The following is a 12,897-nucleotide window of genomic DNA, read 5'->3' on the forward strand; positions in this document are numbered from 1 at the left end:
CCCAGGGCCCGGCGGGCCGCACCGCGGGTAGGGCATACGTCTGAGCGGCTATGCCCACAGATGTGCGTGAGTTCCCCCGGTGCCCGAAAGGCGTGGGTGGTACCCCCAGGTCTAGGCTCGGACCCAGGTACGAGAGTGCCCTCACGCCACGTCGCAACCCTTAAGGAACAACTGATGGAGCTCGGTCTCGTCGGCCTCGGCAAGATGGGCGGCAACATGCGCGAGCGGATCCGCCGCGCAGGTCACACCGTCATCGGATACGACCGCAACCCGGACCTCGCCGATGTCCACAGCCTGGAAGAGCTTGTGGGCAAGCTCAAGGGCCCGCGCGTGGTGTGGGTCATGGTTCCGGCGGGCGCCGCGACCCAGTCCACCGTCGACGAGCTGGCCGCCCTGCTGGAGCCCGGCGACGTCGTCGTGGACGGCGGCAACTCGCGCTGGACGGACGACGAGAAGCACGCCGTCGAGCTGGGCATCAAGGGCATCGGCTTCGTCGACTGCGGCGTCTCCGGCGGCGTCTGGGGCCTGGAGAACGGCTACGCGCTGATGTACGGCGGCCACCCCGAGCACGTCGCCCAGGTGCAGCCGATTCTCGACGCGCTCAAGCCCGAGGGCGACTTCGGAGCGGTGCACGCCGGCAAGGTCGGCGCGGGCCACTTCGCGAAGATGGTCCACAACGGCATCGAGTACGCCATGATGCAGGCCTACGCCGAGGGCTGGGAGCTCCTGGAGAAGGCCGACTCCGTGACGGACGTGCGTGAGGTCTTCCGCTCCTGGCAGGAAGGCACGGTCATCCGCTCCTGGCTGCTCGACCTCGCCGTCAACGCGCTGGACGAGGACGAGCACCTGGAGAAGCTCAAGGGCTACGCACAGGACTCCGGCGAGGGCCGGTGGACCGTGGAAGCCGCCATCGACCACGCGGTACCGCTTCCCGCGATCACCGCGTCGCTCTTCGCCCGCTTCGCCTCGCGGCAGGACGACTCGCCGCAGATGAAGATGATCGCGGCGCTGCGCAACCAGTTCGGCGGCCACGCCGTCGAGAAGGCCTGATCGACGCCCCGGGTTCTCCGCACCCGGGGTGACCCGGTTGTCCACAGCCGGGGGAGGAAACCCGAGAACCGGGGTCCGGCCCGGACCCCGGGGACACCCGAAAACCACGCTGGGGGAGGTCGGCGAACGACCATGCACGTCACGCACCTGTCGCTGGCCGACTACCGCTCGTACGCCCGGGTCGAGGTCCCGCTCGACCCGGGCGTCACCGCGTTCGTGGGTCCCAACGGGCAGGGCAAGACGAACCTGGTCGAGGCGGTCGGCTATCTCGCGACCCTCGGCAGCCACCGCGTCTCCTCCGACGCGCCGCTCGTCCGCATGGGCGCCGACCGGGCGATCATCCGGGCCAATGTCCGCCAGGGAGATCGCCAGCAGCTCATCGAGCTGGAGCTGAACCCCGGCAAGGCCAATCGCGCCCGCATCAACAGGTCCTCCCAGGTCAGACCCCGTGACGTGCTCGGCATCGTACGGACCGTCCTGTTCGCGCCCGAGGACCTCGCCCTGGTCAAGGGCGACCCCGGAGAGCGACGCCGGTTCCTCGACGAGCTGATCACCGCTCGCTCCCCGCGCATGGCGGGCGTCCGATCCGACTACGACCGGGTCCTCAAGCAGCGCAACACCCTCCTGAAGTCGGCCGCGCTGGCCCGCCGGCACGGCGGCCGCACGATGGACCTGTCCACGCTCGAAGTGTGGGACCAGCACCTCGCGCGCGTGGGCGCCGAGCTGCTGGCCCAGCGGCTCGACCTGGTCGCCGCGATCCAGCCGCTGGCCGACAAGGCCTACGAGCAGCTGGCGCCCGGCGGCGGGCCCGTCGCCCTGGAGTACAAGGCGTCCTCGCCCGGCATCGTGGGCCACGCCCGCGAGGAGCTCTACGCACAGCTGATGGCCGCCATGGAAGAGGCCCGCAAGCCGGAGATCGAGCGCGGTGTGACCCTCGTAGGGCCCCATCGGGACGATCTGGTGCTCAAACTCGGTCAGCTGCCCGCCAAGGGATACGCCTCCCACGGCGAGTCCTGGTCGTACGCGCTCGCGCTGCGCCTGGCCTCGTACGACCTGCTCAGGGCCGAGGGCAATGAGCCGGTGCTGGTCCTCGACGACGTCTTCGCGGAGCTGGACACCCGCAGACGCGAGCGCCTGGCGGAGCTTGTCGCGCCCGGCGAGCAGGTGCTGGTGACGGCCGCCGTGGACGACGACGTACCGGATGTTCTGGCCGGGACGCGGTACGCCGTGTCCGAAGGCACGGTGGAGCGCGTATGACGGAGAACACATCGGGAACGGGTGTCGAGGGTTCGTCCGGCGCCGGACCCGCGAAGAAGACCCCCGAGCCGTCCGGCGTCGACCTCGCGCGGGTGGCGCTGCGTGCCGCGAAGGAGCAGGCACGCGCGCGTGGGGACGCGGCCCAGCAGAAGAAACAGGCGCGGCGCGGCGGCGGTCTGCGCTCCGGCTCGGGTGCCGACGGACGCGACCCCATGGCGCTCGGCGCCGCCATCAACCGGCTGCTCAGCGAGCGCGGCTGGGAGGCCCCGGCCGCGGTGGGCGGCGTGATGGGCCGCTGGCCGCAGATCGTCGGCGACGACCTGGCCAAGCACTGCGTTCCGCTGCGCTACGACGACGACCCGGCCGAGCGGGTGCTGACGGTGCAGTGCGACTCGACCGCCTGGGCCACCCAGCTGCGCCTGCTGGCACCGCAGTTGGTCGCGCGGCTGAACCAGGACCTCGGCCACGGCACCGTGCGCCTGCTCAAGGTCCAAGGGCCCACGGGCCCCCCGCGCCGCTACGGTCCTCTGCGCGCCCCGGGCAGCACGGGGCCCGGCGACACCTACGGATGACCGCCGACCCCGACGGGCCGGGCCGCGGACGCCGCTCACCCCTGGCGGTGACGGGCGTCGAGATGGCTGTGGACGACGCCCGGACCGGCGACCGGGCCGTCGGCTGCGGCTGATCTTGACGGATTCCGGGGCGCCGACCGCGCCAGTCCTGTCTGCGGCTGATCTTGACCCACGGCAGTTCGCCACCGCGACAGGCCGTCGGCTGCGGCCGAGTCGGGCGTCGCCCGGCCGCCGACCCCGGTGATCGTGGCCACGCCGAGCGGCGGATCCAGCTGACAGCGAACGAATTCGGGCCCTCCCTCGCGGCAGAGCCGGGCCGTGCCGCGCCCATGATCGGGGTGCGCGGGGCTTCTGTGCGTGGGAGGCGGCGACCGCTCGCCGCGCGTCCGAGCTCTTCGCCGGCCCGCTCGCGGGTGACTGGCTGTTCTCTCAGGTCCGGCGGGGACGGCGGCCCGTGGGTCGCGCTGCACCTTGCCGGCCCTGCCGACCGATCTGGAAAACCATCGATCGTCCCTGGTCAGAGGCATATCGGGCGCTGTCCGGAGAACACCGCGGCCGCCCGGAAGGACGCCTCTCGACCGCCACCGGTCGACCGCCGCGGGTAACCGTACGCAAAGGCGAACATCGACCTGACTCGTCAGTAGCCAAGGGTTGACACCCGGAAGCGCTGAGTGCCGCTGTAAGCCTCTTTGGGCCTGGGTCCGCATATGGGGAGTCGGGTGAGACCGGTTCAGGGCGGCACATGCGGACTCAGGTACCGGCAAACCCCCATCACTGTCGGCGCTACCGGTAGACTGGAAGCTAATCCCGCCCCACTAGTGGGACGCACCGAGCAACGCTGACAAAGGCTTACCACCGCAACACGCCGCAGCCGCTCCGGCCACCCGCCGGGAGTTCGGCTTGTGCTGTGCCAGAAAGGGCGCTTCGTGGCCGATTCCGGCAACCCCAACGAGAACATCCCGTCCACCGACATCGGCGCAAATGGCGAGGTCACAGCCTCGTACGACGCCAGTGCCATCACCGTCCTCGAGGGTCTGGACGCGGTCCGCAAGCGACCCGGCATGTACATCGGTTCTACCGGTGAGCGTGGACTCCACCACCTCGTGTACGAGGTGGTGGACAACTCGGTCGACGAGGCGCTCGCCGGCCACGCAGACACGATCGACATCACGATCCTTCCGGACGGCGGCGTACGTGTCGTCGACAACGGCCGCGGCATCCCGGTGGGCATCGTCGCGTCCGAGGGCAAGCCGGCCCTCGAGGTCGTGCTGACCGTGCTGCACGCGGGCGGCAAGTTCGGCGGTGGCGGCTACGCGGTCTCCGGTGGTCTGCACGGCGTCGGCGTCTCCGTGGTGAACGCCCTGTCGAGCAAGATCTCCGTCGAGGTCAAGACGGACGGCCACCGGTGGACGCAGGAGTACAAGCTGGGCGTCCCGACGGCCCCTCTCTCCCAGCACGAGGCCACGAACGAGACCGGCACGTCGGTCACCTTCTGGGCCGACGCGGACATCTTCGAGACCACGGAGTACTCCTTCGAGACGCTGTCGCGGCGCTTCCAGGAAATGGCGTTCCTCAACAAGGGTTTGACGATCAAACTCACTGATGAGCGCGATTCGGCGAAGGCCACCGCCGGTGCGGACGAGGCGGGCGCCGACGAGAAGGACGAGGTCAAGACCGTCACGTACCACTACGAAGGCGGCATCGTCGACTTCGTGAAGTACCTCAACTCCCGTAAGGGAGAGGCGGTTCACCCCACAGTCATCGACCTCGAAGCGGAGGACAAGGACAAGAGCCTGTCCCTCGAGGTCGCGATGCAGTGGAACAGCGGCTACAGCGAGGGCGTGTACTCCTTCGCCAACATCATCCACACCCACGAGGGCGGTACGCACGAGGAGGGCTTCCGTGCGGCGCTGACCTCGCTCATCAACAAGTACGCGCGCGACAAGAAGCTGCTTCGCGAGAAGGACGACAACCTCACGGGTGACGACATCCGCGAGGGTCTGACCGCGATCATCTCGGTCAAGCTGAGCGAGCCTCAGTTCGAGGGCCAGACGAAGACCAAGCTGGGCAACACGGAGGCGAAGACCTTCGTCCAGAAGGCGGTCTACGAGCACCTCAACGACTGGCTGGACCGCAACCCGAACGAGGCCGCGGACATCATCCGCAAGTCCATCCAGGCGGCCACCGCGCGCGTGGCGGCCCGCAAGGCGCGTGACCTCACCCGCCGCAAGGGCCTCCTGGAATCGGCCTCCCTGCCGGGCAAGCTGTCCGACTGCCAGTCGAACGACCCCATCAAGTGCGAGATCTTCATCGTCGAGGGTGACTCCGCCGGTGGTTCGGCCAAGTCCGGCCGCAACCCGCAGTACCAGGCGATCCTCCCGATCCGAGGAAAGATCCTCAACGTCGAGAAGGCGCGGATCGACAAGATCCTGCAGAACCAGGAGATCCAGGCGCTGATCTCCGCCTTCGGCACCGGAGTCCACGAGGACTTCGACATCGAGAAGCTCCGCTATCACAAGATCATTCTGATGGCGGACGCCGACGTCGACGGCCAGCACATCAACACCCTGCTGCTGACCTTCCTGTTCCGCTTCATGCGGCCCCTGGTCGAGGCCGGGCACGTGTTCCTGTCCCGTCCGCCGCTCTACAAGATCAAGTGGGGCCGGGACGACTTCGAGTACGCGTACTCGGACCGTGAGCGCGACGCACTGATCGAACTCGGCCGCCAGGCGGGCAAGCGCGTCCGCGAGGACTCGATCCAGCGCTTCAAGGGTCTCGGCGAGATGAACGCCGAGGAACTGCGCATCACGACCATGGACCAGGAGCACCGCGTGCTCGGCCAGGTCACGCTCGACGACGCCGCCCAGGCCGACGACCTGTTCTCGGTCCTCATGGGCGAGGACGTCGAGGCGCGCCGCGCGTTCATCCAGCGCAATGCCAAGGACGTCCGCTTCCTCGACATCTGAGTCGGTCTCAGCTGACCGCGTCAGAAAGGATCTTCACCAGCAATGACCGACGAGAATACTTCGAGCACTCCTGACGAGGGCGAGATCACCCTGCGCATCGAGCCCGTAGGGCTCGAGACCGAGATGCAGCGCTCGTACCTCGACTACGCGATGTCCGTCATCGTGTCGCGTGCGCTGCCCGACGTGCGGGACGGTCTCAAGCCCGTCCACCGCCGCGTCCTGTACGCCATGTACGACGGCGGCTACCGGCCCGAGAAGGGCTTCTACAAGTGCGCCCGCGTCGTCGGCGACGTCATGGGCACCTACCACCCGCACGGCGACTCCTCGATCTACGACGCGCTGGTCCGTCTCGCGCAGCCGTGGTCGATGCGGATGCCGCTGGTGGACTCCAACGGCAACTTCGGATCTCCCGGCAACGACCCGGCCGCCGCCATGCGGTACACCGAGTGCAAGCTGAAGCCGCTGTCCATGGAGATGGTCCGCGACATCGACGAGGAGACCGTCGACTTCACGGACAACTACGACGGCCGCAACCAGGAGCCGACGGTCCTGCCGGCGCGCTTCCCGAACCTGCTGATCAACGGCTCGGCGGGCATCGCGGTCGGTATGGCCACCAACATCCCGCCGCACAACCTGCGCGAGGTCGCGGCCGGCGCCCAGTGGTACCTGGAGAACCCCGAGGCCTCCCACGAGGAGCTTCTGGACGCCCTGATCGAGCGCATCAAGGGCCCCGATTTCCCCAGTGGCGCCCTGGTTGTGGGCCGCAAGGGCATCGAGGAGGCGTACCGCACGGGCCGTGGCTCCATCACGATGCGCGCGGTCGTCGACGTCGAGGAGATCCAGAACCGCCAGTGCCTGGTGGTGACCGAACTCCCGTACCAGGTCAACCCCGACAACCTCGCCCAGAAGATCGCCGACCTGGTCAAGGACGGCAAGGTCGGCGGCATCGCGGACGTACGGGACGAGACCAGCTCCCGTACCGGCCAGCGGCTCGTGATCGTGCTCAAGAGGGACGCCGTCGCCAAGGTCGTCCTGAACAACCTCTACAAGCACACCGACCTGCAGACGAACTTCGGCGCGAACATGCTGGCGCTCGTCGACGGTGTGCCGCGCACCCTCTCCCTGGACGCGTTCATCCGCCACTGGGTGACGCACCAGATCGAGGTCATCGTCCGTCGTACGAAGTTCCGGCTGCGCAAGGCCGAGGAGCGCGCGCACATCCTGCGCGGCCTCCTGAAGGCCCTGGACGCCATCGACGAGGTCATCGCGCTCATCCGGCGCAGCGACACCGTCGAGATCGCGCGAGAGGGCCTGATGGGCCTCCTGGAGATCGACGAGATCCAGGCCAGCGCGATCCTCGAGATGCAGCTGCGGCGACTGGCCGCTCTGGAGCGCCAGAAGATCATCCAGGAGCACGACGAGCTCCAGGCCAAGATCCGCGAGTACAACGAGATCCTCGCCTCGCCGGTGCGTCAGCGCGGCATCATCAGCGAGGAGCTCGCCGCGATCGTCGAGAAGTTCGGCGACGACCGCCGCTCCAAGCTGGTGCCCTTCGACGGTGACATGTCCATCGAGGACCTGATCGCCGAAGAGGACATCGTCGTCACCATCACGCGCGGCGGCTACATCAAGCGCACCAAGACGGAGGACTACCGCTCGCAGAAGCGGGGCGGCAAGGGCGTACGCGGCACGAAGCTGAAGCAGGACGACATCGTCGACCACTTCTTCGTGTCGACGACGCACCACTGGCTGCTGTTCTTCACGAACAAGGGCCGTGTCTACCGCGCCAAGGCCTACGAGCTCCCGGACGCCGGCCGTGACGCGCGTGGACAGCACGTCGCCAACCTGCTGGCCTTCCAGCCGGACGAGGCGATCGCCGAGATCCTCGCGATCCGCGACTACGAGGCGGCGCCCTACCTGGTGCTGGCCACCAAGGGCGGACTGGTCAAGAAGACACCGCTCAAGGATTACGATTCGCCCCGCGCGGGCGGCGTCATCGCGATCAACCTTCGTGAGACGGAGGACGGATCCGACGACGAACTGATCGGAGCCGAACTCGTATCCGCCGAGGATGATCTGCTCCTGATCAGCAAGAAGGCGCAGTCGATCAGGTTCACCGCGACGGATGATGCTTTGCGACCGATGGGCCGTGCGACCTCGGGCGTCAAGGGAATGAGTTTCCGCGAGAGCGATGAGCTGCTCTCGATGAATGTTGTTCGACCCGGTACGTTCGTGTTCACTGCCACAGACGGTGGGTACGCGAAGCGGACCGCCGTCGACGAGTACCGCGTCCAGGGTCGCGGCGGCCTCGGTATCAAGGCCGCCAAGATCGTCGAGGACCGCGGCTCTCTCGTCGGCGCGCTGGTGGTCGAGGAGACCGACGAGATCCTCGCCATCACACTGTCCGGTGGTGTGATTCGTACGCGAGTCAACGAGGTCAGGGAGACGGGCCGTGACACCATGGGCGTCCAACTGATCAACCTGGGCAAGCGCGATGCCGTGGTCGGCATCGCTCGTAACGCCGAGGCCGGTCGTGAGGCGGAGGAAGTCGACGGCGACGACGTCGTGGACGAGACCGCCGAAGGCGTCGAGGCCATCGGTACGGAAGAGGGCGAGCCGTCCTCGGCCGAGTAGCGCGAGGAGTGAGTCGTCGTGAGCGGAGCCACGGGCGCCGGATCGACCGGTACGGAAACGGACGGCGGCCGTGGCACCGCCATGAATGAGACCGACTCCCATGACTCTCATGGATCCCAGGGGGGAACTGTGACGGACACCCGAGGCCAGCAGGCCCAGCAGTACGCGGGCGGGCAGGCGGCCCCGGTCGGGGCGCCTGTGGCCCCGAGCGCGCCGCAGGTATCGCCCCCGGCGGCGGCATCGCCGCTGCCGGGCGAGCGGCAGGGGCAGCAGCCCCCGCAGCAGCCCTATCACCCGCCGCAGGCCTATCCGGCGCAGCCGCCGTCGGGCGCGGTCCGCCGGCCGCGCACCGGTGCGCGGACGACTCCCCGGACGCGCAAGGCGCGGCTGCGGGTGGCCAAGGCCGACCCGTGGTCGGTGATGAAGGTCAGTTTCCTGCTCTCCATCGCGCTCGGCATCTGCACGATCGTGGCGGCCGCGGTGCTGTGGATGGTCATGGACGCGATGGGCGTCTTCTCGACCGTCGGCGGCACGATCTCCGAGGCGACGGGCTCGAACGAGTCCAACGGCTTCGACCTGCAGTCGTTCCTCTCGCTCCCGCACGTCCTGATGTTCACGTCGATCATCGCGGTCATCGACGTGGTCCTCGCGACCGCCCTGGCGACCCTCGGAGCGTTCATCTACAACCTCTCCGCCGGCTTCGTCGGCGGCGTCGAGCTGACCCTCGCCGAGGACGAGTGAGGGTCCGTTCAAACGCCCTCTGACTATCGATTTTGGGACTGGCCGCGTCGTGCGCTAATCTTCAGAGGTCAGCGCGCGGGACACACACCGCAAAGCGCGGCGGGGCTATAGCTCAGTTGGTTAGAGCGCATCCCTGATAAGGATGAGGCCACAGGTTCAAATCCTGTTAGCCCCACAGCATGAAGACCCTCAACCGTTCACGGTTGGGGGTCTTTGCGTTTCCCGTGCGGGGCCCTTCGAGAGGGTGAGAGCACCGTGGGGGACCTTTCACGGCCCGACGGAAGCCACCGCCACGATGGCGATCCCCTTGAACGCGCTCTTTGAACGCGGAAAGCCGGACGGGTCCGTCATGTGGTGGGTCCTGCAGTGATGGCGTCGGCCGTCGTGGCACACGGGCGGTCGTGGCACACAGGCGATCGCGACGGGCGTCCCGCTGACGGAGCCGGTACGCGAGGCGCGGAGGAAGGCGCACAGCGGCGCAACGTCGAAGGCCCGGCAACTCTTCCGAGTCGCCGGGCCTTTGCCCTGGGTGCTTTGTACGCAAGTTCGCCGCTACGTCAGGGTGTCTGTGAGGGGTTACGGGTTCCGGGTACGCGAAAGACCGCGTGAAGGGGCGGGTGCCTGGGGAGAAGTGGCAGGGGACCGGGAGACTTGAGGAGCCGTCGGGCCGTCGGGACTGTGAAGTCCGAGGACCGTCGGGACTGTGAAGTCCGAGGACCGTCGGGACTGTGAAGTCCGAGGACCGTCGGGACTGTGAAGTCCGAGGACCGTCGGGACCGTGAAGTCCGAGGACCGTCGGGACCGTGAAGTCCGAGGAACAGCCGGGACCGCGAGGTTCAAGGGGGGCCAAGGGCGGCGGGGTGCAAGGAGTGACCAGGGGCCGCGAGGCTTGAGAAGTGCCGGGGACGGTGTCCGCTGCTTTCCGTCCGTACCGACTCCTCGTACGGTGCTTCCCGCCCGTCTCGGTGCCCGTCTCGGCGCCCTTCTCAGCGCTGGAGCGGTACTGCGGGTGTGAGGGCCCCCAGGGGCTCCGTGCCGGGCGCTGCGAGGGTCTCGGGCCCGGAACAGGTCTCGGGGTCCGCGAGGCCTTCCAGGCCGCCGAGAGCGGCGGGGTCCGCCGTGTCGCCGTCCGCCGGTGCGCGGTGGCGGCAGCTCGGCGAGGAACCGTGCGCCTCGGCGCGGATGCGTTGCTTCATCGTGGGGGGCAGGGCCCGACTGTAGGACCAGGCCCAGGCGGCCATGGCCGGGGCGATCGCCGGGGCCGTCACCGAGGTCTCGGTGTTGCGGGCCGAGCCGGCCTGCGGTACCGCGGCGGCCGCGGTGGTCGTGATGAGTCCGAGCGTCGTGCACAGCGCCAGGAAGGCGGTGACGATCGCGGTCCACAGCTTCATGACCTTGTTCTGGGTCACGGCCCCTCACTTTCGGGTCGGGCGATTTGCGTACTTTCCTCATGATGTGTATGTGGGCCGCGAAGTGGTGGACCTGCGCCCGTGGCGCGTTGATGTTCAGATGAACACCACCCGGATGGCCGCAAGTGAACGGGAAAGTCCGTAGATGCCGCTAAAAGTCACTTTTTGTGGCATGTGATCACCCTGAGATCGGAGCGGCTGCATCTCGGTCTATCGCTGTGCGCGGGGCCGCAGTTGAGGGCCGATCCAGGTCACCGATCGATATCGGTCGGTGTGTATAGTCGGGCGCCAGAAGTCCCCTACGTCAACGAAAGACGAGGTCGCGCGGTGAAGAAGCTTCTCCTGGTCGCACTGGCCGCCATCGGCGGGCTCCTCGTGTACCGCCAGATCCAGGCGGATCGCGCCGAGCAGGATCTGTGGACGGAGGCGACTGACTCCGTGCCCACGGGTTCGTGAGTACAGACAACAGTCTCGGAGCAGACCCCGGCCGCCTCGCGGTCGGGGTTTTGTGTTTCCCGGAGCCCCGCCGGTCCACGGAGCCGAGCGAAGCGGTTGCCCGGGCCACCTCGACGGCCGCACGGCCGCTCCCTTTCGGCCGCTCCCACTGATAGCCCGGGTGCCGCGGTGGCCGACGAGGCAGGATGGTTCGCGCCAGGGGGCTACGACGAGGGGTGGCGCGTGATGAGGCGGCGCACGGAGGGCCGGCGGGCCGAGGGCCGGTGTGCGAGGTCGTGGCACGGTCGGATGCTCGTGGCCGCTGCGGCGGCGGCCACGCTGTGCGTGGCCCTCGCACCCACGGGCCGGGCCGCCGCAGCCGCTCCCGCAGCAGCCGATGCGCGGACGACCACCGCCGAAGACGTGAGGACCGCCGCCGACGGTACGTCCGGGCCGTACGCCTTCGCCGAGGACGCCACCACCGTCAAGGGCACGGCGGACACGACCGACTCCGTACGGCTTGAGCCGGGCCGCACCTACAAGAGCTCCGTAGGAGTTGCGGGAAGGGACGGCAGGCTCTACTACCGTCTCGAGCTCGACGCCGACTCCAACGCGTACATCGCCGCCACCGCCGTCCCCGGGCCCGGCGCGACGGTCTCCTACTCGGACGGCCTCAAGGTCTCCCTGCAGGACGGCAACGGCCGCAACTGCTCCTCCTCCGGCACCGTCCACTTCGGCGCCACCCAGAGCCCGCACCCCGTCACCGCCTGGGCGTCCCGTGAAACGAGCGGCAAGCAGTACGCCTGCCAGACGGCGGGAACGTACTACGTGGTCGTCGAACGCACCGGAGCGGCGGGGACGACGAGAGGTACGACGGGATCGGCCGCCGTGGCACCTTCTTCGACCCGCGCGTGGGACCTGGAGCTCAGCTATGTGTCGGAGCCCGCTCTGAAGAAGGCGTCCGGTTCGACGAGCGCGCCGGAAGTCTGGAACTCCGCGTCGCCCGACGCCGTCGTCGGCGCGGCGAAGCATCGCAGTGGCGGTGCCGGGTTCAGCAGGGCCGTCCCGCTCGGGCAGGGAGTCTGGAAGGACGACATCAGCCCGGGCCAGACCCGCTTCTACAAGGTGCCGGTCGACTGGGGGCAGCAGTTCTACGCCACCGCGGACCTGGGCAGTTCGAGCCGTGGCGAGGGCTATTTGGGCACCGCCCTCGTCATGTCCCTCTACAACCCCGCACGCGGCTTCGTGGACGACGTCGGCTCCGGATACGACGGCAGCCAGCGCTCCGCCGCGCTCGACCCCCTTCCTCCCGTCGCCTACGAGAACCGCTATGCCCTCAACGACCATGTGAGCGGGATGCGGTTCGCCGGTTCCTACTACCTCGTGGTCCATCTCTCCGCGCAGGTCGCCGACCGTTTCGGCGAGGGGCCGTTCGGACTGACACTGCGGGTGAGCGTGACCGGAGCGCCGCAGGCGGGGCCCGCTTATGCGGGGCGGTCGACGCCCCGGGACGTGTTCGCCGTCCCGGTGGGGGACTCCGACAACGCGGCCGGCGACGGCACGGCGGGCACCGGGGACGCCGGCGGCGGGGACGCCGGCGGCGGGGACGCCGGCCGAAGCGGAACCATGAAACTGGTCGCCGCCGGTGGCATCGGCACGGGAAGCCTGCTGATGCTGACGCTCGGACTGTGGACCGTGGTCGCTCGCCGCCGTGCGGTGCGGACCCTCGGGCCCGCACCGGAGGACGCGGACACGGCCTCGGCCTCGCTGCCCGCGGCGGCGCCCACGCCGACGTCGGCTTCTTGGGAGCACGGGGCGACACGCGGCTGGTAG

Annotated in this window: 9 protein-coding genes and 1 tRNA gene; 9 read left to right on the plus strand and 1 reads right to left on the minus strand. The window is 68.8% G+C overall.

Annotated features, from left to right (window positions below; all coding sequences use genetic code 11):
• The first annotated feature begins 174 nt into the window (after positions 1-174).
• From gnd to ACZ4N5_RS01235, 7 genes are all read left to right on the plus strand, one after another.
• Positions 175-1,050: a phosphogluconate dehydrogenase (NAD(+)-dependent, decarboxylating) gene (gnd, locus tag ACZ4N5_RS01205; protein ID WP_467755071.1), complete on the plus strand. Its 876-nt coding sequence runs from the start codon at positions 175-177 to the stop codon at positions 1,048-1,050.
• 132 nt (positions 1,051-1,182) lie between these two features.
• Positions 1,183-2,307, plus strand: a complete 1,125-nt coding sequence (gene recF / locus ACZ4N5_RS01210; RefSeq protein ID WP_467755072.1) for a DNA replication/repair protein RecF — start codon at positions 1,183-1,185, stop codon at positions 2,305-2,307.
• Positions 2,304-2,879 (plus strand): DciA family protein, encoded by a 576-nt coding sequence (locus ACZ4N5_RS01215; RefSeq protein WP_467755073.1) that lies wholly within the window; start codon positions 2,304-2,306, stop codon positions 2,877-2,879. Before recF ends, ACZ4N5_RS01215 begins: the two co-directional genes overlap by 4 nt.
• Positions 2,880-3,781: 902 nt before the next feature.
• Complete coding sequence (gene gyrB / locus ACZ4N5_RS01220; RefSeq protein ID WP_467755074.1) at positions 3,782-5,845, plus strand: DNA topoisomerase (ATP-hydrolyzing) subunit B; 2,064 nt, start codon at positions 3,782-3,784, stop codon at positions 5,843-5,845.
• 42 nt (positions 5,846-5,887) lie between these two features.
• Positions 5,888-8,479 (plus strand): DNA gyrase subunit A, encoded by a 2,592-nt coding sequence (gene gyrA, locus ACZ4N5_RS01225; RefSeq protein ID WP_467755075.1) that lies wholly within the window; start codon positions 5,888-5,890, stop codon positions 8,477-8,479.
• Positions 8,480-8,497: 18 nt separating this feature from the next.
• Positions 8,498-9,220: a DUF3566 domain-containing protein gene (locus tag ACZ4N5_RS01230; protein WP_467755076.1), complete on the plus strand. Its 723-nt coding sequence runs from the start codon at positions 8,498-8,500 to the stop codon at positions 9,218-9,220.
• Between the two features lie 101 nt (positions 9,221-9,321).
• Positions 9,322-9,395, plus strand: a tRNA-Ile gene (locus ACZ4N5_RS01235).
• A gap of 811 nt (positions 9,396-10,206) precedes the next feature.
• On the opposite strand, the gene ACZ4N5_RS01240 is transcribed toward ACZ4N5_RS01235, so the two are convergent.
• Positions 10,207-10,629: a DUF6344 domain-containing protein gene (locus ACZ4N5_RS01240; RefSeq protein ID WP_467755077.1), complete on the minus strand. Its 423-nt coding sequence runs from the start codon at positions 10,627-10,629 to the stop codon at positions 10,207-10,209.
• 327 nt (positions 10,630-10,956) lie between these two features.
• Here ACZ4N5_RS01240 and ACZ4N5_RS01245 point away from each other — a divergent pair, with 327 nt between their 5' ends.
• Both ACZ4N5_RS01245 and ACZ4N5_RS01250 read left to right on the plus strand, forming a co-directional pair.
• Positions 10,957-11,085 carry a DLW-39 family protein gene (locus tag ACZ4N5_RS01245; RefSeq protein WP_003999697.1) on the plus strand — a complete coding sequence of 43 codons (129 nt, stop codon included), beginning with the start codon at positions 10,957-10,959 and terminating at the stop codon, positions 11,083-11,085.
• A gap of 288 nt (positions 11,086-11,373) precedes the next feature.
• A complete protein-coding gene (locus ACZ4N5_RS01250) occupies positions 11,374-12,897 on the plus strand; it encodes a hypothetical protein (protein ID WP_467755078.1) in 1,524 nt (507 codons plus the stop codon).

This window comes from Streptomyces sp. NPDC026500, from assembly GCF_055567635.1.

Coding starts and splice junctions, on each gene's coding strand:
- gnd (WP_467755071.1), top strand. CDS start 175: ATGGAGCTCGGTCTCGTCGGCCTCGGCAAGATGGGCGGCAACATGCGC.
- recF (WP_467755072.1), top strand. CDS start 1,183: ATGCACGTCACGCACCTGTCGCTGGCCGACTACCGCTCGTACGCCCGG.
- ACZ4N5_RS01215 (WP_467755073.1), top strand. CDS start 2,304: ATGACGGAGAACACATCGGGAACGGGTGTCGAGGGTTCGTCCGGCGCC.
- gyrA (WP_467755075.1), top strand. CDS start 5,888: ATGACCGACGAGAATACTTCGAGCACTCCTGACGAGGGCGAGATCACC.
- ACZ4N5_RS01250 (WP_467755078.1), top strand. CDS start 11,374: ATGCTCGTGGCCGCTGCGGCGGCGGCCACGCTGTGCGTGGCCCTCGCA.